This is a genomic window from Tatumella ptyseos ATCC 33301 (assembly GCF_000735525.1).
GTDB classification, from domain to species: domain Bacteria; phylum Pseudomonadota; class Gammaproteobacteria; order Enterobacterales; family Enterobacteriaceae; genus Tatumella; species Tatumella ptyseos.
The window spans coordinates 174,351-198,655 of sequence record NZ_JMPR01000035.1 but is presented as its reverse complement, the minus strand read 5'-3'; the positions used below and the strand labels follow the sequence as shown (position 1 = coordinate 198,655).

The window sequence follows — 24,305 nt, the reverse complement described above, 5'->3', positions numbered from 1 at the left end:
AAATCTCTGACTTTCGGGTTGGTACAAAAGTTGCAGCCATTCTCCTGTCCGCAAAAGGAGAAAAAAATGAAAGCAATAATTATCGGTGCAGGTATTGGCGGGATGAGCACAGCGCTGGCACTCGGCCGGTGTGGTTATGATGCTGAAGTCTACGAAGCCGTGAAAGAAATTAAGCCCGTGGGTGCCGCTATTTCTGTCTGGCCAAACGGGGTGAAATGTCTGAACTACCTTGGCCTGCGCGATGCGGTAAAAGCACTGGGCGGGAACATGGCCTGGATGGCCTACCGCGATTTTGTCAGCGGCAACGATATGACCCGCTTCAGTATGGCTCCCCTGGTGTCACGTGTCGGTGAGTCCCCCTATCCGGTCGCCAGGGCTGAGCTGCAGCAGTTGCTGATTGATAGTTACCCCGCCGAAAAAATCCATTTTGGTAAACGTGTCTGTCGGGTAGTACAGGATGCGGAAGGTGTCAGCGTCTGGTTTGATGACAATAGTCATGCCAGAGGTGATTTCCTGATTGCGGCAGACGGTACCCACTCTGTAGTGCGTGAATACGTCCGGGAAATCCCCACTGAGCGCCGCTATGCCGGGTATGTAAACTGGAACGGACTGGTCACCATTGATGAGTCTATCGCGCCTGCCGATCAGTGGACAACTTATGTCGGTGAAGGTAAGCGCGTTTCCCTGATGCCGGTCAGCGGCAACCGTTTCTACTTCTTTTTTGATGTTCCTTTGCCGAAGGGATTACCGGAAGACCGCAGTACGGTCAAAGAAGACCTGAAAGGCTATTTCCGTGGATGGGCGGAACCGGTACAACGTCTGATTGATACTATTGACCCGCAGACGACAAACCGGGTAGAGATCCATGATATAGAACCCTTTATGGAGTTTGTTAAAGGTCGTGTGGCTCTGCTGGGAGATGCCGCACACAGTACCACTCCGGATATCGGCCAGGGAGGCTGTGCAGCCATGGAAGATGCTGTGGTACTGGCCTCGGTACTGGCTTCACATTCGCTGGGCATCGAAGATAGTCTGCTCCGTTATCAGCAACGACGGAATGAGCGTGTGAAAGACCTGATCCTGAAAGCCCGTAAACGCTGTGATGTAACCCACGCTAAAGACCCTCAGGTTACCGCTGCCTGGTATCAGGCACTGACCCGTGAAGATGGTGTCAATGTCCTTGCCGGGATGTGTGAAACAATTGAAGGAGGCCCGCTGGGCTGACAGAGGCACTGTGCAGGGCGCTATGCCGGTGATCCGCCGGCATTATACCCCGAGCCCTGAGCAGGCTGTGATGGTCATACCGTCCTTCCCCGCGGCCTGCGTGACCCTTATTCAGACAGGCTCACGTGGACGGTGGGAAATAAAGACGTCGTCAGCAGCGATCTTTCTGATATTCAGCAATGATTTCCCCGGCAATCGAGACGGCAATTTCGGCCGGGAGTTTACCGCTCACTTCAGCAATCCCGGCGGGACAACGCAGGGTTTCCAGTTGTCCTGACGATATCCCCTTGCCTTCCAGCCGGTAACGAAACCGCTGCCGTTTGGTCTGTGACCCAATTACCCCCAGATACCGGCAATCACCACGGCGCAGCACCTGTTCTGCCAGTTGTAAATCCAGGTCATGGTTATGCGTCATCACGACAAAGTAGCTGCCCGGCGCGGCGGCGGTCACCACGTCAGTTAATTCCTCCTCACAACAACAGCGCACCCCCTGAGGAGCCTGCTGTAAATACTGCGCCCGGCTGTCCGCCCATACCAACTGACAGGGCAAGGTTGCCAGTAACGTAATCAGAGCCCGCCCTACATGGCCGGCCCCGAAAACCACAATCTGCGGGCGTGAATTCCATAGCGGCTCAAAAAAGACGGAGACGGCCCCGCCACAACATTGGGCAAATCTGGCTCCCAGCGAAAACTGCTCATAGCGGGGATGGCTTTCTCCCTGCTGCAGCATTTCACGGGCAATTTCCATACACCGGAATTCGAGCTGCCCCCCGCCGATGGTCAGCCAGCTCTGCTCTGCGGTGATAATCATTTTACTGCCGCCGCCGCGGGGAACCGAGCCGCGCTCTCCCATCACGGTGATAAGTACACATGGCATCCCCGCTTCGCGCAACTCCGCAAGCCGGGTGACCCAGTCGTCATTGTCCATCCCTGGCCTCCCGCAGTTTCTGTATTCCTGCCAGAACCCGCTCCGGGGTTGCCGGGCTGTCGGTCAGCGGATAATGAAGGTAGTCCGTTGTCGCCGAAATTGCATCCTGCAGGGCACAAAACACCGCGATCGCCAGCATAAAGGGGGGTTCTCCCACCGCCTTTGAGTGATAGACCGTCGGCTGACTGTTCTCTCTCTCTTCCAGCAATTTGACCCGGAAATCGATCGGCATATCGCTGATGGCCGGGATCTTATAACTGGCGGGTCCGCGGGTCAGCAGTTTGCCACTGCTGTCCCGGAACAACTCTTCGCAGGTCAGCCAGCCCTGACCCTGAACAAACCCCCCTTCAATCTGGCCGATATCCAGGGCCGGATTCAGCGATGCGCCGACATCATGCAGAATGTCTGTCCTTAGCAGGCGATATTCCCCGGTCAGAGTGTCGATAATCACCTCACAGCAGGCAGCACCGTAGGCAAAATAATAGAACGGTTGTCCGCGCCCTGCCGCCCGATCGTAGTGAATTTCAGGGACTTTATAATACCCGGTCGCGGATAATGGTACCTGATTCAGCCAGGCCATCTGAGCGACATCCGCAAAACTGTAATAGTGATCAACGGCACGCACGACGCCGTTCCGGAATACAACCTCGTCGTCACGGCACTGATGTTTCTCTGCCAGCATCTCTGTCAGACGCGTGCGTAAGGTGGTGGCCGCAATTTGCGCCGCTTTACCGTTAAGGTCAGCCCCGCTGGAGGCTGCTGTCGGTGAGGTATTCGGGACTTTACTGGTATCGGTGGCCATAATACGGATCTGCGACGGGCTGATTTGCAATACCTGCGCCACGACCTGAATCACTTTGGTGTTCAGCCCCTGCCCCATTTCTGTACCACCATGGTTCAGTTGCACGGTTCCATCGGTATAAATCAGTATCAGCGCACCGGCCTGGTTCAGAAACCCGGAGGTAAACGAAATACCGAACTTTACCGGAGTCAGTGCCAGCCCGCGTTTTACCCGGGCATGGGAAGCATTAAAAGCCCGAATGTCTTCACGCCGCCGGTGATAATCGCTGTCGTTAATCAGCTGCTGCGTAATTTCCGGCATCCGATCATGCTTAATCTGCTGGTAATAATGGGTAGTATTACGCCCCTCGCCGCCGTAGTAATTAAGCTGACGAACAACCAGCGGGTCACATCCCAGGAAAGTGGCGATATGCCCCATAATATGTTCAATCGCCAGCATCCCCTGCGGGCCGCCAAAGCCCCGGTAGGCGGTGTTAGATGCCGTATGGGTCCGGCAGCGGTAACCGGTCACGCAGGCATCCCCGAGGTAATAGGCGTTATCCGCATGGAACATCGCACGATCGACAATCGAACCACTCAGATCCAGCGAATAACCACAGTCTGCCGCCAGGTCAATGTTCACACCGCTGAAACGGCCCTGTTCATCGATACCCACTTCATAACGGACATAGAACGGATGGCGCTTACCGGTGATCTGCATATCATCACTGCGGGATAAGCGCATTTTGGCCGGCCGTCCTGTCAGGCGGGCAACCACCGCACAGAGACAAGCCACCCCGGCGGCCTGGGTTTCTTTTCCCCCGAATCCGCCCCCCATCCGGCGCATGTCGATAACCACATGGCTCATCGGTATATCCAGTACAGAAGCCACCAGCTTCTGTACTTCGGTCGGGTTCTGGGTTGAGGAATAGACGGTCATACAGTTGTCTTCGGCCGGAAGGACCAGTGCCGTCTGGGTTTCCAGATAAAAGTGTTCCTGGCCACCGATGGAAAATTCCCCCTGCAGACGGTGTTTTGTCAGGCGCAGTGCCGCCGCTGCATCTCCACGCTGATGACGATGCGGTTCCTGCACATACAACTGCTGCGACAATGCCTGACGCACATCCAGCACGGCTTCCATCGGCTCGTATTCGATCACTGCCAGCGCCGCCGCCTCAAAGGCCGCCTCACGGGTTTCTGCCGCAACCACCAGCACGATCTGCCCGTGATAGAACACTTCGCCATCGGCCAGCAACGGGTCCCCTGCTTCTAACGGGCCAATGTCATTGACCCCCGGCACATCCTGGCAAGTGATCACCCTGACCACCCCCGCCACTTCATAACAGCGGCTGACATCCATAGCCACAATCCGCGCACGGGCATGTTCACTGAGCCGCGGAGCCAGATGCAACGTCCCGGCCAGGCAGGTTTTATCATCAATATATATCGCATCACCGCAGACATGCTTTTTAGCACTCTCATGGATCAGGGGGCTGCCTACCGTAGCCGGGCTTTCTGCGTCAAACAGTGCTTTCAGGGCTTCCCGGGAGAGCGCGACAGAATTATGAGACATAGTCAGTGATCTCCGTCAGGTCAGAAGGATCGCTATAGCGGAAATACCAGCGACGTAAAAGATTCGCCGCCACATCACGGCGGTAGCCGGCACTGGCCCGGAAATCACTCAATGGCTGGAAATCTTCAGACAGTGCTGCACAGGCCTGCTCAATCAGCGCCGCAGTGATGACCTGCCCGGAGAGCACCGCTTCACAACGATAAGCCCTGCAGGGCGTCGCAGCCATCCCTCCGAAGGCAACCCGCACATGATCTGCGCGTCCCTGATGATCTGCAGAGATCGTAATCGCGGCGAAGACCGCAGAAATATCATCGTCAATTCGTTTTGAGACCTTATGCAGCGTTGTTTTTTGTGACAGTGTCACGGATGGAATGATCACTGAACGGATAAACTCACCCGGTCTGAGGCGGGTCTGCCGGTAACCGGTAAAGAATTCCTCCAGGGGCAGATGACGCTGCTGCTCCCCGCATTGCAGTAACAGTTGCGCATCCATGGCCAGTAGCATTGGCGCACAGTCACCGATCGGCGATGCATTGGCAAGATTACCGCCAACCGTTCCCTGATTACGGATTTGTAACGATGCAAACCGGGTAAAGAATGCACCTGTCGCCGGGATATGTTGCGCAAGGAAGGCGGCAACCGTGGTCAGACTGGCCCCCGCGCCGATGAACAGCGATCCCCCCTGACGATAACAGTGTTTCAGCTCCGGGACATGACTCAGCGCCACCAGCACCGGAAACCGTTGACGGGACTGGGTAATGGCCAGAGATAAATCCGTACCGCCGGCCACCAGCACGGCATCGGGATGTTGCAGATAAAGTCCGGCAAGTTGTGTCATATTCTGTGGAAGATAACCGATCCGCTCTCCCTGTTGCAGGATCTGTATTTCCGGTGTCTGTATCGCATGAAGCTGTTTTTTCGTCAGTGCCTGATGGCGCAGAAACTGATCCTGACTCATTCCCTGACTCACAATATCACTGGCTGCCTGCAGGATCGGGCGATAACCTGTACAGCGACAAAGATTACCGGCCAGCGCCAGTTCCGTCTCTGTATGCCCGGCAGAACCACCATGTTTCATTAAGGCAAACAGTGACATCACAAAGCCCGGGGTACAGAAACCGCACTGAGAGGCATGGTTATCGACCATGGCCTGCTGTACCGGATGCAGATGCTGTCCCTCCTGCAGGTCTTCCACCGTGATCAATTGTTTACCGTGTAAGGCACTGACCAGTGTCAGGCAACTGTTCACCGTCTCATAGTGCAGCTTATCCTCTTCCAGTGACGCCACCACCACCGTACAGGCACCGCAGTCACCGGAGGCACATCCCTCTTTGGTGCCGCAACGCTGTTTTTCTTCCCGCAGGTAATTCAGTACCGTCATATTCGGGTCAAGATGACTGACCGTGATCAGCTGCTGATTAAGCAAAAATTGCATGGTCATTCTCCTCTGTCTCTCCCTGTGTCCATACACATTCGCCGTTTACCCAGGTATGCGTGATATTGCGCTCGTCACCCAACGTCATCAGTACAAAAAGCTTATCGAGGATATCGGTACTTCCGGAACAACGCAGTTTTTGTAGCGGTGTGGCCGTCAGGTCAACCACAATAAAGTCAGCTTCTTTACCCGGTGCGAAATTACCGATAACGCTATCCAGGTCCAGGGCATGAGCACCGCCAAGCGTGGCATGATAAAAAGCCTCGCAGGCATTCAGTTTATAACTCTGCAATTGCTGCACCTTATAGGCATCCCCCAGTGTACGGAGAAGACTGAAACTGGTACCGGCACCCACATCTGTCCCTATCCCGACCGGGATCTTCCTCGCCTTCGCTGCAGACAGCTTAAACAAACCACTGCCGAGGAACAGATTGGACGACGGACAAAAGGCGACAGAGGAGCCGGTCTGCTGAAGACACGTCCACTCCTTATCCTGCAAATGAATACAATGTGCAAAGACACTGCGTTTACCCGTCAGCTGATAGTGGTCATACACGCCGAGGTAATTGTCATGTTCCGGGAAGAGTTCACTGACCCACTCAATTTCCCGTATATTTTCACTCAGATGGGTCTGCATCCAGACATCCGGATATTCACGGCGTAGTACACCGGCCTGTTCCAGTAATGCCGGTGAGGAGGTGGGAACAAATCTCGGGGTAATGGCGTAACCCAGCCGCCCTTTACCGTGCCACCGCTCAATCAACTGCCGGGTCTGTCGGGCGCTTTCCGCCGGGTCTTCCAGTAACGCCTCGGGCACATGCCTGTCCATCATCACCTTCCCGGCAATAATGCGCATGGCATACTTCTGTGCTTCAAGAAAGAGCGCATTCACGGACTGAGGATGCACAGACGCAAAGACCAGCGCAGTAGTAGTACCATGGCTGAACAGCTGACGGATAAAGAATGCGGCCATCGCACTGGCATATTCACTGTCGCCATACTTGCTTTCCACCGGGAAGGTATACTTTTCCAGCCATTCCAGTAACTGCTCACCATAAGCAGCAATCATCTCTGTCTGCGGAAAATGAATATGGGTGTCGATGAACCCGGGCAGGATCAACCGTCCCTGGTAATCAGTGAATTCACAGCCTTCCGGCACATTGTTACCGTCATCCCAGGGGGTCAGCGAAACGACCTTTCCGTCGGCAATTAATAACAGTCCGTCGGGCAGATAACGAAACTGCCCGGCGATTTCATCACTGTGGTGTGCCACTCCCGCATAGTGTATAAATGCAGCACGGAACCCCTGCAGGCGTTTCTTTGACATCATAGCTCCCCGTCTCCTTTCCGATCTCTGTCCCGAAATCTGCTGATCACGTATCAGTGGTATGACAGGAAGTTTGCAAGTAACGTGCCAGAGAGGATGTTTAAAATTAGTCTCTTATTTTCAATACGTTAAATAATCTTCCCCGGGTTATTACTGATGTGCGGGTTTTACCGGGCTGCCCGGAAAGGTAATCGTTTGCTTTTTGATAGCAACCGATTGTCCTGATAATTATTCCCGGTTGAAAACTGCTGCTCACGAAAATCCTGCCCTGCTATAGTGCAGGGAGATCACATATGCACAATGGAGGGGCGTCGCGGCTCCCCGGGGCCCGTGACCATTGATAAGGTATAGGCATGGGTCAGTTTTCAATGCTATGTTTATGGCATATCTCAGGAAAAATAACAGGACATAAAACACTATGATTATTTTGGTAACAGGTGCGACAGCAGGATTCGGGGAAGCTATTACCCGCCGTTTTATCGCGAACGGGCATAAAGTCATTGCCACCGGACGCCGGGCCGATCGCCTGCAGCAACTGAAGCTCACTCATGGCGACAGTCTGTATCCGTTACAACTGGATGTTCGCGACAAGGACGCTATCGATCGGGCACTGAGCGAATTACCGGAAGCATGGCAGGCTATCGATATCCTGGTGAATAATGCCGGGCTGGCACTGGGGATAGAACCGGCACAGAATGCCAGCACTGATGACTGGGAGACCATGATAGATACCAATGCCAAAGGACTGGTGTTTATGACCCGTGCCGTGTTACCGGCCATGGTCGCCCGCAATAAAGGCCATGTGATTAATATCGGCTCAACCGCCGGTAACTGGCCTTATCAGGGCGGCAACGTCTACGGAGCCACCAAAGCCTTTGTGCGCCAGTTCAGTCTTAATCTGCGGACAGATCTGCAGGGTACCGCGGTTCGTGTCACCAATATCGAGCCAGGCCTGGTGGGAGGCACTGAGTTTTCAAATGTCCGCTTTAAAGGCGATGACAGTAAAGCCAGCTCCGTGTATGACGGTACGCAGCCGCTGACTGCCGAAGATGTTACCGAATCCGTTTACTGGGTATCGACGCTGCCTGCCCATGTCAATATTAATACCCTGGAAATGATGCCGGTCTGCCAGGCGTACGGCGGTCTGAAAGTCATGAAAAATGTCTGATGCCGCTGCCGCCCCGGCCACGGTGCCCTCACCGGACACATGGCTGGCAGGAAAAGCCGTTCAAATGTTATACTGATAGTCGCAGGTACAGCTAAGGCCGGCTGTCCGTCATTGAGAATAAAGGAACTCAATATGAAAAAGACCTCTGTGATTTTACCGGTAGTTCTGTGTGCGGTGATGGGTTGCGGAACACTGGCAGCAGTACCTGCCGTCCGGGCAGCGACACAGCACATTGTTATTGATAACGGCGACAATGCGCTGACAAAAGAAGAAGCGCGTGAGCGCCAGCAGCAGTGGGATGATACCCGCTCACTGCGGCATAAAGTAAATCGCAGGGTTGAGAAAGAGTTTGATAAAGCTGATAACGCTTTTGATACCCGTGATAAATGTGAGCAGAGTGCAAATCTCAATGCTTACTGGGAGCCGAATACCCTGCGCTGCCTTGACCGGCGCACAGGACGTCCGATAACTCCCTGATGATAATAACAATTGCGTCTTTACAAAGAAAAGGAACCACATATGAAACGTAAAATCTTATGGGCCGGTGCCCTGCTGATTGCCTGTCCTTTGCTGGCTCAGGCATCTTGCGAGTCGGTAAAAGCCGATATCAGTAAAAAGATCATTGCTAACGGTGTACCTGAGACCGGCTTCAGCCTGGATATCGTACCAAGCGATCAGGCCGATCAGAAAGGTGGCCTGGTGGTCGGGCATTGCCAGAACGACAGCCAGAAAATTGTCTACAAGCGTCTGAGCGACAGCAACAGTCCGTCTTCTGCCGGCTAATCCCGGGCACAGGAGCAGGCACCCTGCTCCTGTGCCCGGCGTTAACTCTCGAATATCGCCTCTTCCGCCCGTGACAGATCCAGAAACTTCGTCAAGTCACGTTGCTCTGCTCTGGGCAGATACGGAATTTCCCCCAGCAAAGGAGCACCAATCTGTTTTTTCAGCACTTCAATAATACTGGCATATTCTGCCAGCCCCGGGTTGATACGGTTCGCTACCCACCCGTAAAGTGGCACGCCGTCATTCAGAATCGCTTCGGCACTCAGTAAGGCATGATTGATACATCCCAGTTTGATCCCGACGACCAGGATCACCGGTAATTGCTGACTGACGACCCAATCGGAGAGTGGCCTTTCGTTATTCATCAGACAGTGCCATCCCCCCGTCCCCTCCACGACCACGCAGTCAGACTGTTCGCTGATGTTATCAAGCCCGGCGGTCAGCACTTCATAATCCACCCGGCACCCCGGACTGGTACTGATTTCATCGCCGGAAAGCGGAAACGGATTAATATCTTCATACGCAAGCCCGACAGAGCTGGCTTTCTGCAGTAATAGTGCGTCGTTATTCCGCATGCCCTCCGCGGTCGGCAAAGCATTCTTCGCGACCGGCTTATAACCCACACAACGTTTTCCCTGTTGTAAAGCGACCTGCAACAGGGCCAGTGAGACAACTGTCTTACCTACAGCAGTGTCGGTGCCTGTAATAAACACTTTTTTCACTTGAGCTCCCCGGGAAAATTCTGACTGATAGTTCAGATAATTGAATGTAAAACGCATTTTAGGGGATTACCGGGGGGGAGGAATTGCGTTAACGCAAGTTTAAGGCAACTTAACCTTGTAAAAGCTGATGCAATAACTCACCACTGTATAACGCCTCTTTAATCAGCGCGGTACCAGGCCGGGTATCTGCCCCGCTGAAGCTGGCAGGTTTTATGATCAGCGAACCGAGGCGTCGGGCGACAGACTCCTTTTTTATGGTGGAATACAGGGCAGGATAAAAGATTTCTGCGGCATTATTCAGCGCCGAATCTATCAATATATATTCAGGATCAAACAGATTCACCAGCATGGCCAGACTCCGCCCAATCTGTTCTCCGCTATAACGGATAATCGACTGCGACGGCAGATGACCCGAGAGCGCTGCATGACACAATGCGGCTATTTCAGTCCCCGGCAACAGGGGGGGGCCGGACTCTGCGGCACTCTGGCGCCAGCGTTCTGTCAGAGGGCTGCTTCCTGCCAGGGTATTCAGGCAACCATAATGGCCGCAGTCACAGCGCCGTCCCCCGGGATCCATCACCGTATGTCCCACCTCTGCCTGAGTCGTGCTGTTTTTATGCAGGAGTCTGCCTGAGCTGATGACCGCAGCCTCTATCTGCCGACCGGCCACCAGATAAATAATGTCATCAGAACCTTTGGCAGCACCGAAGAAATGTTCAGCCAGCAGACTGGCCTTCAGATCCTGCTGTACATAAATAGTGAGCCCTGTCCGCTGATGCAGACTTTGCGCCAGCGGAATATCTCTTGCGTGATAATAAGGTATGCGGTGCACTGTGCCGCTGGCAGCATCAATCACCCCCGGCAGAATAAGTGTGATTGCTGTCAGGCGTTCGGTTAGCGCGTTATAGCGGGAAAAAAAGTCCCCGACAACTTCTGAGAGATAATCGGGAATACAGGTGGCGGGATCCGCCGGCAGATCCTGTTGTGAGCCTGCCACCTCATGCCCGCTGAGATCACGCAGCGTAATATACAGAAAACGCCCCGTCATACGTAACACCAGAAAATGCCAGGTTGCACAATCCAGCACCAGGCCGGTTGCCGGTCGCCCCCGCAGTCCCGGTTCATTAAGCCCGCATTCACGAACCAGCCGGGCCTCAAGCATTTCGCGGATAATTTTAGTAATACTGGCCGGAGCCAGCAGGGAAAGACGTGACAGTGCGATCCTGGAGACCGGACCGTAACAGTCAATCAGGCGATAGACTGTCCCGGCATTGACCTGCCGGATCAGGTCGGTGTGTCCTGGCTGATGTGCTGCGTACACTCGCTGCCTCCCTGTTTTTCAGTTACCCGCTAAATCAGAGTGATTATGGGGGATTTACCAAAGGGACGATGGCGACAAATAAGGAAATGTGATTGACTTCACGCAAGATTATTTCAGGACAGGGTCGCCAGCAACTCCAGCATATGACGCAACGGCGCCGTTACCTGTCGGTGAGCGGACCAGACCATCCATAATTCGGAACGGGCATCCGTTTCGGTCAGCTCCAGCCAGACGACTTCACTGAGCCTGGCCCGGCGGAAAGACCTCGGTAAAATAGAGACACCAAGCCCGGTCGCCACCAGCCCGAGGATTGCCATCGCGTCCCCGACTTCCAGCGTGATATTCGGAGTAACCTCATAACGTTGCAGCAGCCCAAGGATCTCACTGTACAACGCCGTCCCGCCCTGGTGGTCGAAGAAGATAAACGACTCATCCCGTAATTGCTGCAGGGATATTTTTCGTTCACCGGCCAGCGGGTGATCTTTATGCACCACGGCACACATCGTTTCGGTCTGTAATAAGCGGTACTGAAGGTCATCCGGCAACGGAGTATTACGCATGATCGCCAGATCAATCCGCCCTTCCTGCAGCGGGGTCAGCAACTGCCGGCTGTTTCTGTCCTGCAGGTGAAGATGCACATCCGGATAACGCCGCCGAAACCGGTAGACAACGTCCGGTATTTGCTTAATCAGCGGTGCAGAGGAGGTAAAACCGATACGTAATTCCCCGCTGTCGCCGTAATGCAGTCGGGAGGCGCGCTCGCTGGCCTGATCCACCTGCAACAGGATGGCCCTGGCATCGGTCAGAAACTGTTCACCTGCGGTCGTCAGTTCTACCCGTCGATTATTTCGGACGAAAAGACAGGCATCCACGGCTTCTTCAAGCTGACGGATCTGCTGACTGAGCGGCGGCTGAGAGATATTCAGCCGCAATGCTGCACGCCCGAAGTGCAGTTCTTCCGCTACCGCAATAAAGTAGCGCAGATGCCTTAACTCAATATTCATATTTAAATCATCTTATTTGAGATTATTAATATATTAGACAACTTATTTGCTGTTTCCTAGAGTATCCGCACCTGAATAACAGAGGATCTTTCATGAACAGTACGTCCCGGGCGACGACGCTTCCGTTAGCGGAAGAAGAGAGCCCTGCCCAACCGCGAAGTAAATCCCCCTATATTACACGCGGTACCCGGGCCTTCCTGCAGGTCACCCTCGCCCTGTTTTCTGCCGGTCTTGCCACTTTTGCCCAGCTCTATTGTGTTCAGCCGATACTTCCGGTGCTTTCCCATCATTTTGATATCACTCCGGCCATGAGTAGCGTATCGCTCTCTGTCTCTACCGCCTGTATGGCTCTCGGTCTGTTGATCACCGGGCCGATTTCAGATGCCGTAGGCAGAAAAAAAATGATGGTCGGTGCACTGATCCTGGCAGGCTGCTTTACTATCGCCTCTTCGCTGATGACCAACTGGACCGCGATGCTGGTGATGCGAGCCCTGCTCGGTTTATCCCTCAGCGGTGTGGCCGCCGTCGCCATGACCTACCTCAGCGAAGAGATGCACCCCGGAGTACTGGCTTTCTCCATGGGACTCTATATCAGCGGTAACTCTATCGGGGGGATGAGCGGCCGGTTGTTAACCGGAGTTATTACTGACATCGCCAGCTGGAGAATTGCAATCCTTGCCATCGGTTGCTGTGCACTGGCCGCCGCGGTCATGTTTGCCAAAATTCTGCCCGCCTCACGCCATTTTCGTCCTGTACCACTGAAACCTAAGGCGTTGTTCATTAATTTCCGCCTGCATTTCCGTGATAAAGGCCTGCCGCTGCTGTTTATTATCGGTTTCCTGGTGATGGGCGCTTTCGTCACCCTGTTTAACTATATCGGCTACCGGCTGTTACATGCCCCGTATTCCATGAGTCAGGCCACTGTCGGGTTGATCTCTGTCGTTTATCTGGCGGGTTCCTGGAGCTCGCCGAAGGCCGGTGCCATGAGCGCACGCTTCGGTCGCGGACCGGTGTTCCTGAGCTGTGTCGGCCTGATGCTGACAGGTGTGCTGTTAACACTGTTTGCATCCGTCTGGCTCATCCTGCCCGGTCTTCTGATGTTTACCGGGGGGTTCTTTGCCGCGCACTCCATTGCCAGCAGCTGGATAGGCATACGTGCCCGTCGGGCCAAAGGTCAGGCATCTTCCATGTATCTGTTCTGCTATTACGGAGGGTCCAGCATTGCCGGCACCTCAGGCGGAATATTCTGGAAACTTTACGGATGGCCAGGCGTGGCCGCATTTATCGCCGTGTTATTATCACTGGCGCTGCTGGTCGGTTATAAACTGATGCGCCGGCTGCAACCTGTCACCTGATCTCCGTCCTCCTGTGAACGCCCGGTCCCGGGCGTTCATCTGATGTTTCCCCTGTCTGCAACCTTCTTCCCGTTTACTGACAACTTCCGCCACGTTTTCCCTTATACTGTCTGCTCTTTTGTGGTCCGGCCAGATACCCATCCACCGGACCCGGTTTTTTTAATCTGCGGGGTAGATGATGTCCGAAAATTATCAGGGGGGTTACCACCGCTGGCAAATCCGTTTGCACTGGTTAACGTTGATACTGCTGGTAATTGTGTATGCCACCATCGAGTTGCGAACCATGGCGGCCCGGGGGTCTCTGCCAGGCAGGATCCTGACGGGCACACATATGAGTTGCGGTGTGCTGATTTTAACGGTGATGGTTATCCGTCTGGCGTTGCGATGCGTCTTCAAATCACCACAAATTACGCCCCGGTTACACTGGCTGAATAAAGTGGTTTCCTGGCTGGGCCAGTGCGCACTCTATCTGCTGTTTATCGGCCTGCCGGTGATGGGAATAACCTCACGATATCTGCATGGGATCCCCTGGCAGTTGTTTGGGATCCCTATGCCACAATCACCGCATCCTGATGTCATGCTAAGCCGTGAAATTATCCGCTGGCATGAAATCATTGCGCTTTCCGGCTACTGGCTGATTGGTCTGCACGCGATGGCGGCTCTCGCGCACCAATTTCTTCGTGAAGATAATGCCCTGCAAAATATGCTTCCCCGGCGGTGGCGGAAAACTGATTAATCGTTTCTTTCTGCAGCAGACAACCGAATTAAGGGTTTCATCAGCCCGGTAAAATCGTCACAATTGTTCTATAGTGTGATGCAGATCACTCAACAGCTAAGGGAAAAAGCATTTTTTATGACAGCAGATTCGCCAACAATGCATGAAAACCCGGCTAACACCTCCAGGAAAGTTGCCTGGTTACGGGTTCTTCTGATGGCTATTGCAGCCTTCATTTTTAATACCACGGAATTTGTCCCTGTGGGACTCCTGTCCGATATAGCTTCCAGCTTCAATATGAAAACGGCGGATGTCGGGATCATGCTGACGATTTACGCATGGTGTGTGGCCTTGCTTTCGTTGCCTCTGATGCTGGTGACCCGCAATATTGAACGCAGGATCCTGCTGGTCGGCTTACTGGTGATTTTCATCGCCAGTCATATTCTGTCCGCCTTCGCCTGGAGCTTTAATACCTTACTGGTTTCCAGGATCGGGATAGCTATCACCCATGCGGTCTTCTGGTCGATCAACGCCTCTCTGGCCATCCGTATTGCCCCGCCGGGCAAAAAGACCCAGGCACTGAGCATGATTGCGACCGGGACGGCACTGGCGATGGTTCTGGGCGTACCGCTGGGACGGATTATCGGTCAGACCATGGGCTGGCGTACCACCTTCGGGCTGATCGGGGTGGCCTCGTTTGTACTGATGATCATGCTGGCCAGACTGCTGCCGAAAATGAACAGCGAACACACCGGCTCCCTGAAAAGTCTGCCGGAACTGTGTCGTCGCCCGGCCCTGCTGAGCATGTATTTGCTGGTCACTCTGGTAGTGACTGCGCATTATACGGCTTACAGCTATATTGAGCCTTTTATGCAGCAGATAGCCCACCAGGATGAAAACTTTACCACCCTGCTGTTATTGCTGTTCGGAGGCGCGGGGATCTTTGGGAGTGTGCTGTTCAGTGCACTGGGTAAACGACTGCCTTCCGCGTTACTTGCCGGTGCTATCGCAGCCATTACACTCTGTATGGGCCTGTTGTGGCTAACCGCGACCCATCCGGGTGAAATAAGCCTGCTGTGTATTGTCTGGGGAATAGCGATGATGTCGATTAACCTGGCGATGCAGGTAAGGGTCTTGTCTCTGGCCCCGGATGCGACGGATGTAGCCATGTCTCTGATGTCAGGTATTTATAATATCGGTATTGGTGCCGGCGCGCTGATTGGTAATCAGGTCAGCGCCCATGTGGGAATGTCCGCGGTCGGTTATGTCGGTGCGGCCTTCGGTGCCGTCAGCCTGCTGTGGTGTCTTTACAGCCTGCGGAAATATCCGCAATTACGTTCTAACTTCTGAAACTATCCCCGGGACCCCGGGGATGCTCAGCAGCTCAACGGGCCGGAAGTTCAGTGACTGGACTCCCCGGCCCGTTTTTTTTCACCGACTCAATGCCTTTATCCCGCGCGGCCGTGGAGCTATAAAGCTCACTCCGTCCGATTACCTGATGATTTGCCGAACGCAACGTAAAATAAGGCTCGCCATTTTTAGCCGTCAGGTGTTGATAATTGTGGTCATCGGGACTGTGTTTCTGAACCGAAGCAATCCCGTGATGACACGCGCTCTTCGTCGTGTACCCCTCACTGCTGAGGATAATTTCACCATTCGCAGCTTTCAGTCGGAAATAATATTGCTGATCTTTCCCCTGAAAGACCTCATACTTTCCACTCATGTTGGCTCCTTTATCTGGTTAACCCGTTTAAGTGTTTGCCGGATTGGCCTGAAAAGCAACCTGGGTACACCGCTAAAGTTACCATCGTAGCGAAACTTCACTGTGGCTAACAAAAAACCGGTATTCACGTCTGATGATTCCGGTAGTATTATCACACCACACCCCGCGGCTTAAGGCTTACGCCTTCCGCATCCGACAGTAAATGTGCACAAAGTCAGTGACGCAGAGACTGCGTTGCATAATAATTAATGTCATAACATAATTAACATTGCTGAGGCTTTTATGTGTTCTCTGTTGGTACAGATAACGTCTGCCGTCTTTGCGTAAACTCTCCCCCTGTTTTCACTTCCCTGTTTTTTCAATATGACGGAGTGGAACATAACATTACCCTGCCATAAGAGACTACAGCCCCGGGCGGCTCCTGAATCTCTGTCATTTCAGTAAGCTACATATTCCGGCCATTGCATAAAACATTGAGTGGTACTCATTTCACAACTGAACGGCAGGCTGCCTGCAAAAGCTGAAGAACGGGATCCGGCTGACCGAACGTAATGAAGACAGAGTATTATCATATTCATCGAATTAACATTCCCCGTTATCTTCTTAAACGCTTAAGAGTGATCGTGGTTCATCATCCCTTTCCGCCCGCCGGAACGGGGGCGGTTATCTCAATCAGCCGCCCTTTCTGCCCCACCGGGGAAATTTTCATCACCGGCAAGCCTGGTTAAATTCTGAATCTGCTCCCGATTGAGGATAATGTCTCTCTCTGCTAAACCCGGTAAGACAATTTAGTTTATACTGTTACCGATAAATAACCTGATGAATTCATGAAACATTTTGAAATCCTCTGTTGAAAATTTAAAATATTTTAGTAACAGACCACTATAAACCTGTTTTTCTTCGCGAAAAATGTCAAAATCCCTGTCAGTTAATTACTACCGGAGCTGAATTATGATTCCAGAAAAAAGGATTATTCGCCGGGTTCAATCTGGCGGTTGCGCAATCCATTGTCAGGATTGCAGTATCAATCAGTTGTGTATCCCTTTTACTCTGAATGAACATGAGCTTGACCAGCTGGATAACATCATTGAGCGTAAAAAACCTATCCAGAAAGGCCAGTCACTTTTCAAAGCGGGTGACGAACTAAAATCACTTTATGCCATTCGGTCCGGTACGCTGAAAAGTTACACGATCACCGAACAGGGTGATGAACAAATCACCGGGTTTCACCTGGCCGGTGATTTAGTGGGTTTCGATGCTATTATTACCAGCCATCACCCGAGCTTCGCTCAGGCACTGGAAACGTCCATGGTCTGTGAAATCCCCTTCGAAACCCTCGATGATCTATCAGGGAAAATGCCGGCCCTGCGTCAGCAGATGATGCGTCTGATGAGCGGGGAAATCAAAAGTGACCAGGACATGATCCTGCTGTTATCGAAAAAGAGTGCCGAAGAACGTCTGGCGGCTTTTATCTGGAATCTTGCCCGCCGTTTCGCCCAGCGTGGTTTCTCTCAACGTGAATTTCGTTTAACGATGACCCGCGGAGATATCGGCAATTATCTCGGACTGACCGTTGAAACGATCAGCCGGTTGCTGGGACGTTTCCAGAAAAGCGGTATGCTCGCCGTGAAAGGAAAATATATCACGATTGAAAATCATGCGATGCTGACCGAGCTGGCGGGCCAGACGGCTCCCTGTAATTAAGCAGGAGTTCTTCTCTGCCGTATTACAGTGGTGGCTCAGATGGCCACGCACTGTAATAACTTTTCTTCTCCGTGGGATTAACTTAGGCTATCTTTAGTCAATCAAAGGTTTTCCGTGGAGATGTCAGTATGTCCCTCTATCAGAATGTGTTGGTCGCTATTGACCCGGAGCAGGACGATCAACCGGCGTTAAGGCGGGCGGTGTATCTTAATCAGCGTATCGGCGGAAAAATCAAAGCCTTTCTGCCCATCTACGACTTTTCCTATGAAATGACGACGTTGCTTTCCCCGGATGAGCGTACCAGTATGCGGCAGGGCGTCATTAATCAACGCAGTGAATGGATACGCCAGCAGGCGAAAGCCTACCTTGACGCCGGTGTGAACATCGAAATCAAAGTGGTCTGGCATAACCGCCCGCATGAGGCGATTATCGATGAGGTGCTGGAACACCGGCACGATTTAGTCCTGAAAATGGCACATCAGCATGATCGTCTGGAGTCTGTTATCTTTACACCGACAGACTGGCATCTGCTGCGGAAATGTCCGGGGCCGGTCTGGATGGTCAAAGATCAACCCTGGCCGGATGGCGGTAAAGCTTTGGTGGCGGTCAATCTTTCCAGCGATGAGCCCCACCACGATTCCCTGAATCAGAAACTGGTCCGGGAAAGCCAGCAGCTGGCGGACATGGTCAACCATACGGAAGTCCATCTTGTCGGGGCTTATCCGTTAACGCCGGTCAATATCGCTATTGAACTGCCTGATTTTGATCCTGAAACGTACAATGAAGCCATCCGCGGCCAGCATCTGATTGCGATGAAAGCCTTGCGACAGCAGTTTTCTATCGGAGATGAATTCACCCACGTGGAAAAAGGTGACCCTGAAGAGGTCATCCCGGCGATAGCAGCTCAGCTGGATGCCGGTGTGGTGGTTCTCGGGTCGCTCGGACGAACCGGACTTTCCGCCGCCTTCCTTGGCAATACTGCCGAACAGGTCATCGATCATCTCCGCTGCGACCTGCTGGTTATTAAACCCGATGATTTCGTCAGCCCGGAAGCAAAAAACGTCCCTCCGTCTGAACATTAATTCCTCCTGCCAGCTTCTCTGTTCCCGCAGAGAAGCTCTTTATATTCATCAGATGATCACTTTGCCGTAGTATTCTCCTTTGCGGTAAGGGGATATGTTCTGCCCCGCGACTGAACCATTGATGTGTGTCCGGCGTAATCACTAAATTGACTGAGACAGCACATTTATTACATGTAATAATCGTCGGCAAACAGACGAAATATTAATATCCGGCATGTTTTCGACTCATTCAGGCGTAAGGGAAAGGATTATTTGTTTATGAATTTAAAGAAAACTTTTTTAGTTGCGGCGCTTTTCTCTGTAACGACAGTCAATGCTTTCGCAGCTCAGGTACTCACTCCGGAAAAAGCCGCTCAGTTGGAGCCATTTACCCGGATTAATATCATCGGCCATTTTAATTCACTGGGCGATGCCAGTGATGCCATTTCCAGACGCGCTGATGAATTAGGTGCAGCAGCGTTCTATGTGGAAGGTGTGAGTGATGCCACCGGAAACAGCGGTAACTGGCGGGTGACCGCTGCGCTTTATCACAGTAATGCCGCCCCCGTCCCGAAAAAAACCACTTTCCGTACCATTAACGGCGTTCAGCAGTTACCTAAAAAGGTCGCATACCGCCTGATCCCTTACGATACGGTCACTGTCAGCGGCTACTTCCCAAACCAGCCGGATGTGGTGGATGCCATTAGCCGTGCTGCAAAAGAGAAAGGCGCTGCTTCGTTTTTTATCGTGCGCCAGATCGATGCTAACAACGGCGGTAATCAGTATGTCACGGCCTATATCTATAAAGCCGATGCAAAAACCCGCCAGGTCCAGAGCCCGGATGCCATTCCGGCCAATTCAGAAGCCGGTAAAGCGGCATTAGCCGCGGGCGGTAGTGCGGCTAAGAATGTCCAGATCCCGGGCGTTGCCTCTTCCGATACCCCGGACAGAAGTATCGGCCGTTTCTTTGAAACTCAGTCATCCACCGGACAACGTTACACTGTCACCTTGCCGGATGGCCGGACCGTTCAGGATCTCAGCGCGCTGACTGCAGCACAGATGACACCGTTCGCTACTGTGACAACCACAGGGCACTTCGGGACACCGACTGAAATTTCTGATGCTATCGGACGTCTCGCCGCTGATAAAGGCGCGAAGTTCTACCATATCACCCGTCAATGGCAGAACCAGAGCGGCGGTAACCTGACCGTTACTGCAGAACTGTTTAAATAATGCCTTAGCCGTCTTTGCGGATAATTATTTGTTACCCGCAGAGGCGGCTAATCCCCGCTTTGATCCTTTTTCGCATTGCGTTCCCTTGCCCCACTCCGTAAAATCACGGCCCGGCCGCATCTGGTGATATATTTCATATAGATTTTATTCGCCAGTAGCTTCTTCTGCTTTATTCCGTGAAACGGGATAATAAGTACTATTTTAATCAGGAACGTCATGTCAGAAAAAAAATTAGGGTTTGGCGCATTAACAGCCCTGGTACTGAGCTCAATGCTGGGGGCCGGTGTCTTCAGCCTGCCGCAAAATATGGCCGCTGTCGCCGGACCTGCCGCGTTACTCTGCGGATGGCTGATAACCGGTGCCGGTATCCTCTTTCTGGCACTGGCGATGCTATTACTCAGCCGTATGCGCCCCGACCTTGATGGCGGTATTTATACCTATGCCCGTGCCGGCTTCGGCGAGGTCATCGGCTTCTGTTCAGCATGGGGATACTGGCTGTGTGCCGTTATTGCCAATGTGTCCTATTTAGTGATCGTTTTTTCGGCCCTCAGTTTCTTCACTGACAGTCCGGGCCATATTATCTTTGGCGTGGGAAATACCTGGCCTGCCATTGCCGGGGCCTCATTATTATTGTGGCTGGTACATTTTCTGGTCTTGCGGGGCGTTCAGACTGCGGCCAGCATTAACCTGCTCGCAACGCTCGGAAAACTGATCCCGCTCTGTCTGTTTGTGGTACTGGCCATATTTTCCTTCCGGTTTGAGAACTTTATCCATGATTTCCGCGGGATCAGCCTGGGCGTCCCTCTCTGGTCGCAGGTAAAACAAACGATGCTGATCACCCTGTGGGTCTTTATCGGGGTAGAAGGTGCAGTGGTGATTTCTGCCCGCGCCAGTCACCGTCGGGATGTCGGTCGGGCAACGCTCTGGGCCGTACTGGCTGCCCTGCTGGTTTATCTGCTGGTAACACTGTTATCGCTGGGGATAGTGCCGCGTACGCAGCTGGCGGAGATGCACAACCCCTCCATGGCCGGGCTGTTATCTGCAATGATTGGTCACTGGGGGACGGTGATTATTGTCACCGGATTGGTACTTTCTGTTTCGGGTGCCTATCTGAGCTGGACCATTATGGCCGCAGAAATACCTTTCCTGGCCGCCCGGACGGATTCCTTTCCGCGGATTATTGCCCGTCAGAATCGCCATAATGCCCCTTCCGGGTCGCTCTGGCTGACCAACGGCAGTGTTCAGGTCTGCCTGCTGATTATCGGGTTAACCCATGCGGATTATAATAATCTGCTGAATATCGCCTCAGAGATGGTTCTGGTTCCGTACCTGCTGGTCGGACTGTTTCTGGTTAAGACGGCAGGTCGTAAAATTTCCGCGGCACTGATCACCGGCATCGGAGCCTCCATCTATGGAGTATGGCTGCTGTATGCCTCCGGGCCTGTCAACCTGATTATGTCGCTGATGCTATATGCACCGGGATTATTTCTGTTTATGATTGCCCGTTACACCGCCCCGGAAAGGCTTCCGCTGACACGTACGGATAAGTGTCTGATGACCCTCCTGCTGCTTTCTGCGCTGGGCACAGGCATTATGCAGTTGCTGGCCTGAAAAGGCCGGCAAGAAGAGATTCAGGGCAGCACGATACTCAGACAATCTCCCGACTGTCTGAGTGTCAACGGTTTACGATACTCTTTATAAATTCCGGCGATTTGCTCTTCAGAGAGCGGGTAAGGCAACTGAATATCAAAACTCACAATTTTCTGTTGTTCTGCGAGTGCAATCAGCCTGGCGATATTGATTTCATCGCTAACCTGAGTTGAAATAATTTGCAGGGCCATCTCTTTAAAGAGATCGGCATCCGTTATCAGAGGATCATTACGCAGCGTTTTACGTGTCACTATCCCGAAAACAGGTAACACACCATATATTGCATCGACAAAACTCCACTGTTTTTTACAGGATGAAGAGAGGTAATCGCTGTAATTAAAACAGATGCATTGATTATGTATGCCCGAGGCTAATTTATCATCAGACACTCAACCCCCTTGTAGAATCGATCCTTCGGTAACTCAGATAGCTGAAATAATAATGGCACATTATGTAGGGAATGCACCAGCAACAGGTACCTTTTTCGTGCTAACGTATCAGATATTATCGAGGCAGGTTATTTACATGTTAAATATAAATAATTATTGTTAATTATGAATAAACTAGTTTACGTAGAAGATGAACCTGAAGTGGGCGAATTGATCGCAGCTTACCTGGGAAAACATGATTTTGACGTGGTTGTCGAGACACGAGGCGACCGGGCTGAGGAAACGATTATTTCAGAGCAGCCTGACCTGGTAATGCTGGATATTATGTTACCCGGAAAAGATGGTATGACGCTGTGCCGGGATTTACGTACCCGCTGGAACGGGCCGATTGTATTGCTGACATCACTGGACAGTGATATGAACCATATTCTGGCGCTGGAGATGGGCGCCAATGACTATATCCTCAAGACCACCCCGCCCGCTGTACTGCTGGCCCGGTTACGTCTGCATTTACGTCAATCCCAGCAGAACAGTTCCATAGAGGAACATTCTCTCGGTTCGGCCCCGGCGAGGCTTATCCGTTTCGGGACACTGACCATAGATATGCTAAACCGTGAAGTCACCCTTGCTGATGAGCAAATCCCCCTTTCCACAGCCGACTTCGATTTACTGTGGGAGCTGGCCAGCCATGCCGGTAAAATCCTTAACCGTGATGCTTTGCTGAAAACCTTACGGGGGGTCAGTTATGACGGCATGGATCGCAGTATCGATGTTGCCATTTCGCGGTTACGCAAAAAACTGCACGATAACGCGACCGAACCTTTTCGCATCAAGACCATCCGTAATAAAGGATATTTGTTCGCCCCTCAGGCCTGGGATACTCACTCAGAATGAAGAAATTGTTTATCCAGTTTTATCTTCTGCTTTTTGCCTGTTTCCTGGTGATGACCTTACTGGTCGGGCTGGTCTATAAAATGACTGCAGAGCGCGCCGGTCGTCAGTCCATGAATGACCTGATGGCCAGCTCTCTCTATTTAATGCGTACTGAGTTGCGTGAAATTCCGCCTCACGACTGGAATAAGACCATTGATAATCTGGATCTCAATTTGTCGTTTAAGCTGCACATTGAGCCGATGAGTCGCTATACCCTGACACCTGAGAATATGCGCCGGCTTCGTGCCGGGGAAATTGTGGCGCTGGATGATCAGTACACCTTCCTGCAACATATTCCTCGCAGCCATTACGTGCTGTCTGTCGGCCCGATCCCGTACCTTTTCTATCTGCACCAGATGCGGCTGCTGGATATTGCATTGCTGGCGTTTATCGGCATGTCACTGGCCCTGCCGGTATTTATCTGGATGCGGCCGCACTGGAAAGAAATGCAGAAACTGGAACGCGCTGCACAACGCTTTGGTCAGGGGGATCTCGACTCCCGTACCCACTTTGATAACACTTCCAGTCTTTACCGGTTAGGCATTGCCTTTAACCAGATGGCAGACAATATTAAGGTCCTGGTTGCCAGTAAAAAACAGCTGATTGACGGTATTGCCCATGAATTAAGAACTCCGTTAGTCCGGCTGCGCTACCGGCTGGAGATGAGTGATAATCTGACAGAAAACGAAGCGGCTGCTCTGAACCGTGATATCAGCCAGCTGGAAGGATTAATAGAAGAACTGCTGACCTACGCCCGGCTGGACCGGCCAAAAGTCGATATGAAGGTACAGCATATCGACCTGGCCCACTGGCTGACCGAGCGCATCGATGATGTACGCTCGCTCCACCCGGAACATACCCTGGAGCTGGATATACCGCAACAGGAAAACCAGGGATACGCCGACTTACGCCTGATGGAGCGTGTGCTGGATAATCTGGTCAATAACGGGCTACGTTATTCCGTACGCCGGTTACGTGTCAGTCTGTGGTTTGATGGCACGATGGGAATGATGCAGGTAGAAGATGACGGCCCCGGCATTCCCCCCGAAGAACGCGAGCATGTCTTTGAACCTTTTGTCCGGCTGGACCCGAGCAGAGACAGGGCAACCGGCGGGTGCGGACTGGGCCTGGCCATTGTTTACTCTATCGCTCAGGCCTTCCGCGGAACGGTGACCATCGATAGCAGTCCTCTGGGGGGTGCCTCGGTACGGTTCTGCTGGCCCGCCACACAACCCGCCCCGCTGGCGCCACCCACAGTACATTTAAAAGGAAACTGA

22 protein-coding genes are annotated in these 24,305 nt (G+C 52.6%); 13 read left to right on the top strand and 9 right to left on the bottom strand.

The window, feature by feature from the left end:
- The first annotated feature begins 66 nt into the window (after positions 1-66).
- A complete protein-coding gene (hpxO, locus tag GTPT_RS10750) occupies positions 67-1,224 on the top strand; it encodes an FAD-dependent urate hydroxylase HpxO (protein WP_025903152.1) in 1,158 nt (385 codons plus the stop codon).
- Positions 1,225-1,375: 151 nt separating this feature from the next.
- Here hpxO and xdhC read toward each other — a convergent pair whose 3' ends face one another.
- The 4 genes from xdhC to guaD are packed head-to-tail and all read right to left on the bottom strand — an operon-like array spanning position 1,376 to position 7,267.
- Positions 1,376-2,152 carry a xanthine dehydrogenase accessory protein XdhC gene (gene xdhC / locus GTPT_RS10745; RefSeq protein ID WP_029990397.1) on the bottom strand — a complete coding sequence of 259 codons (777 nt, stop codon included), beginning with the start codon at positions 2,150-2,152 and terminating at the stop codon, positions 1,376-1,378.
- Positions 2,142-4,505, bottom strand: coding sequence for a xanthine dehydrogenase molybdopterin binding subunit (gene xdhB, locus GTPT_RS10740; RefSeq protein WP_029990396.1), 2,364 nt, complete (start codon positions 4,503-4,505; stop codon positions 2,142-2,144). Before xdhB ends, xdhC begins: the two co-directional genes overlap by 11 nt.
- A complete protein-coding gene (gene xdhA / locus GTPT_RS10735) occupies positions 4,495-5,940 on the bottom strand; it encodes a xanthine dehydrogenase small subunit (protein ID WP_029990395.1) in 1,446 nt (481 codons plus the stop codon). Before xdhA ends, xdhB begins: the two co-directional genes overlap by 11 nt.
- Complete coding sequence (gene guaD, locus GTPT_RS10730; protein WP_111678750.1) at positions 5,924-7,267, bottom strand: guanine deaminase; 1,344 nt, start codon at positions 7,265-7,267, stop codon at positions 5,924-5,926. The genes xdhA and guaD overlap by 17 nt, the downstream gene beginning before the upstream one ends.
- Before the next feature lie 418 nt (positions 7,268-7,685).
- Here guaD and ydfG point away from each other — a divergent pair, with 418 nt between their 5' ends.
- The 3 genes from ydfG (at position 7,686) to GTPT_RS10715 (ending at position 9,218) form a co-directional block, all read left to right on the top strand.
- Positions 7,686-8,435 (top strand): bifunctional NADP-dependent 3-hydroxy acid dehydrogenase/3-hydroxypropionate dehydrogenase YdfG, encoded by a 750-nt coding sequence (gene ydfG, locus GTPT_RS10725; protein WP_025903147.1) that lies wholly within the window; start codon positions 7,686-7,688, stop codon positions 8,433-8,435.
- Between the two features lie 132 nt (positions 8,436-8,567).
- Positions 8,568-8,912 (top strand): DUF1283 family protein, encoded by a 345-nt coding sequence (locus GTPT_RS10720; protein ID WP_025903146.1) that lies wholly within the window; start codon positions 8,568-8,570, stop codon positions 8,910-8,912.
- Between the two features lie 42 nt (positions 8,913-8,954).
- A complete protein-coding gene (locus GTPT_RS10715) occupies positions 8,955-9,218 on the top strand; it encodes a DUF1161 domain-containing protein (protein ID WP_029990393.1) in 264 nt (87 codons plus the stop codon).
- 41 nt (positions 9,219-9,259) lie between these two features.
- Here the strand turns inward: GTPT_RS10715 and bioD are convergent, their stop codons facing one another.
- The 3 genes from bioD to GTPT_RS10700 all read right to left on the bottom strand — a co-directional run bounded on the left by bioD (position 9,260) and on the right by GTPT_RS10700 (position 12,265).
- The gene (bioD, locus tag GTPT_RS10710; protein ID WP_025903145.1) at positions 9,260-9,940 is read right to left on the bottom strand and encodes a dethiobiotin synthase; all 681 of its coding nucleotides are present in this window, start codon (positions 9,938-9,940) and stop codon (positions 9,260-9,262) included.
- 109 nt (positions 9,941-10,049) lie between these two features.
- A complete protein-coding gene (locus GTPT_RS10705) occupies positions 10,050-11,261 on the bottom strand; it encodes an ROK family protein (RefSeq protein ID WP_029990392.1) in 1,212 nt (403 codons plus the stop codon).
- Positions 11,262-11,374: 113 nt separating this feature from the next.
- On the bottom strand, positions 11,375-12,265 hold the full coding sequence (locus GTPT_RS10700) for a LysR family transcriptional regulator (RefSeq protein WP_025903143.1): 891 nt from the start codon (positions 12,263-12,265) through the stop codon (positions 11,375-11,377).
- Between the two features lie 92 nt (positions 12,266-12,357).
- Between GTPT_RS10700 and GTPT_RS10695 the strand changes: the two genes are divergently transcribed.
- From GTPT_RS10695 to GTPT_RS10685, 3 genes are all read left to right on the top strand, one after another.
- Positions 12,358-13,620, top strand: a complete 1,263-nt coding sequence (locus tag GTPT_RS10695; protein WP_029990391.1) for an MFS transporter — start codon at positions 12,358-12,360, stop codon at positions 13,618-13,620.
- Between the two features lie 175 nt (positions 13,621-13,795).
- On the top strand, positions 13,796-14,356 hold the full coding sequence (locus tag GTPT_RS10690) for a cytochrome b/b6 domain-containing protein (protein WP_235501129.1): 561 nt from the start codon (positions 13,796-13,798) through the stop codon (positions 14,354-14,356).
- Positions 14,357-14,473: 117 nt separating this feature from the next.
- Positions 14,474-15,685: a sugar transporter gene (locus tag GTPT_RS10685; RefSeq protein WP_276971226.1), complete on the top strand. Its 1,212-nt coding sequence runs from the start codon at positions 14,474-14,476 to the stop codon at positions 15,683-15,685.
- A gap of 34 nt (positions 15,686-15,719) precedes the next feature.
- Here GTPT_RS10685 and GTPT_RS10680 read toward each other — a convergent pair whose 3' ends face one another.
- Entirely contained in the window at positions 15,720-16,058 is a 339-nt protein-coding gene (locus tag GTPT_RS10680) for a YegP family protein (protein WP_025903139.1), read from the bottom strand.
- A 951-nt stretch (positions 16,059-17,009) separates the two neighbouring features.
- On the opposite strand from GTPT_RS10680, the gene fnr reads away from it, so the two are divergent.
- The 4 genes from fnr (at position 17,010) to GTPT_RS10660 (ending at position 21,667) form a co-directional block, all read left to right on the top strand.
- Positions 17,010-17,762 (top strand): fumarate/nitrate reduction transcriptional regulator Fnr, encoded by a 753-nt coding sequence (gene fnr / locus GTPT_RS10675; RefSeq protein WP_025903138.1) that lies wholly within the window; start codon positions 17,010-17,012, stop codon positions 17,760-17,762.
- Between the two features lie 128 nt (positions 17,763-17,890).
- Positions 17,891-18,844 (top strand): universal stress protein UspE, encoded by a 954-nt coding sequence (gene uspE / locus GTPT_RS10670; RefSeq protein WP_029990390.1) that lies wholly within the window; start codon positions 17,891-17,893, stop codon positions 18,842-18,844.
- A gap of 258 nt (positions 18,845-19,102) precedes the next feature.
- The gene (gene ydgH / locus GTPT_RS10665; protein ID WP_025903136.1) at positions 19,103-20,056 is read left to right on the top strand and encodes a DUF1471 family protein YdgH; all 954 of its coding nucleotides are present in this window, start codon (positions 19,103-19,105) and stop codon (positions 20,054-20,056) included.
- 216 nt (positions 20,057-20,272) lie between these two features.
- Entirely contained in the window at positions 20,273-21,667 is a 1,395-nt protein-coding gene (locus tag GTPT_RS10660) for a basic amino acid/polyamine antiporter (protein WP_025903135.1), read from the top strand.
- Positions 21,668-21,687: 20 nt separating this feature from the next.
- Here the strand turns inward: GTPT_RS10660 and GTPT_RS10655 are convergent, their stop codons facing one another.
- The gene (locus tag GTPT_RS10655) at positions 21,688-22,095 is read right to left on the bottom strand and encodes a hypothetical protein (RefSeq protein WP_025903134.1); all 408 of its coding nucleotides are present in this window, start codon (positions 22,093-22,095) and stop codon (positions 21,688-21,690) included.
- 165 nt (positions 22,096-22,260) lie between these two features.
- On the opposite strand from GTPT_RS10655, the gene rstA reads away from it, so the two are divergent.
- Positions 22,261-22,989 (top strand): two-component system response regulator RstA, encoded by a 729-nt coding sequence (rstA, locus tag GTPT_RS10650; protein WP_025903133.1) that lies wholly within the window; start codon positions 22,261-22,263, stop codon positions 22,987-22,989.
- The gene (gene rstB / locus GTPT_RS10645; protein ID WP_029990389.1) at positions 22,986-24,305 is read left to right on the top strand and encodes a two-component system sensor histidine kinase RstB; all 1,320 of its coding nucleotides are present in this window, start codon (positions 22,986-22,988) and stop codon (positions 24,303-24,305) included. Before rstA ends, rstB begins: the two co-directional genes overlap by 4 nt.

Bases quoted from the DNA above. Each gene is read 5' to 3' on its own strand.
- hpxO (WP_025903152.1), top strand. From the start codon at position 67: ATGAAAGCAATAATTATCGGTGCAGGTATTGGCGGGATGAGCACAGCG.
- xdhC (WP_029990397.1), bottom strand. From the start codon at position 2,152: ATGGACAATGACGACTGGGTCACCCGGCTTGCGGAGTTGCGCGAAGCG.
- xdhB (WP_029990396.1), bottom strand. From the start codon at position 4,505: ATGTCTCATAATTCTGTCGCGCTCTCCCGGGAAGCCCTGAAAGCACTG.
- xdhA (WP_029990395.1), bottom strand. From the start codon at position 5,940: ATGCAATTTTTGCTTAATCAGCAGCTGATCACGGTCAGTCATCTTGAC.
- guaD (WP_111678750.1), bottom strand. From the start codon at position 7,267: ATGTCAAAGAAACGCCTGCAGGGGTTCCGTGCTGCATTTATACACTAT.
- ydfG (WP_025903147.1), top strand. From the start codon at position 7,686: ATGATTATTTTGGTAACAGGTGCGACAGCAGGATTCGGGGAAGCTATT.
- GTPT_RS10720 (WP_025903146.1), top strand. From the start codon at position 8,568: ATGAAAAAGACCTCTGTGATTTTACCGGTAGTTCTGTGTGCGGTGATG.
- GTPT_RS10715 (WP_029990393.1), top strand. From the start codon at position 8,955: ATGAAACGTAAAATCTTATGGGCCGGTGCCCTGCTGATTGCCTGTCCT.
- GTPT_RS10700 (WP_025903143.1), bottom strand. From the start codon at position 12,265: ATGAATATTGAGTTAAGGCATCTGCGCTACTTTATTGCGGTAGCGGAA.
- GTPT_RS10695 (WP_029990391.1), top strand. From the start codon at position 12,358: ATGAACAGTACGTCCCGGGCGACGACGCTTCCGTTAGCGGAAGAAGAG.
- GTPT_RS10690 (WP_235501129.1), top strand. From the start codon at position 13,796: ATGATGTCCGAAAATTATCAGGGGGGTTACCACCGCTGGCAAATCCGT.
- GTPT_RS10685 (WP_276971226.1), top strand. From the start codon at position 14,474: ATGACAGCAGATTCGCCAACAATGCATGAAAACCCGGCTAACACCTCC.
- GTPT_RS10680 (WP_025903139.1), bottom strand. From the start codon at position 16,058: ATGAGTGGAAAGTATGAGGTCTTTCAGGGGAAAGATCAGCAATATTAT.
- fnr (WP_025903138.1), top strand. From the start codon at position 17,010: ATGATTCCAGAAAAAAGGATTATTCGCCGGGTTCAATCTGGCGGTTGC.
- uspE (WP_029990390.1), top strand. From the start codon at position 17,891: ATGTCCCTCTATCAGAATGTGTTGGTCGCTATTGACCCGGAGCAGGAC.
- ydgH (WP_025903136.1), top strand. From the start codon at position 19,103: ATGAATTTAAAGAAAACTTTTTTAGTTGCGGCGCTTTTCTCTGTAACG.
- GTPT_RS10660 (WP_025903135.1), top strand. From the start codon at position 20,273: ATGTCAGAAAAAAAATTAGGGTTTGGCGCATTAACAGCCCTGGTACTG.
- rstA (WP_025903133.1), top strand. From the start codon at position 22,261: ATGAATAAACTAGTTTACGTAGAAGATGAACCTGAAGTGGGCGAATTG.
- rstB (WP_029990389.1), top strand. From the start codon at position 22,986: ATGAAGAAATTGTTTATCCAGTTTTATCTTCTGCTTTTTGCCTGTTTC.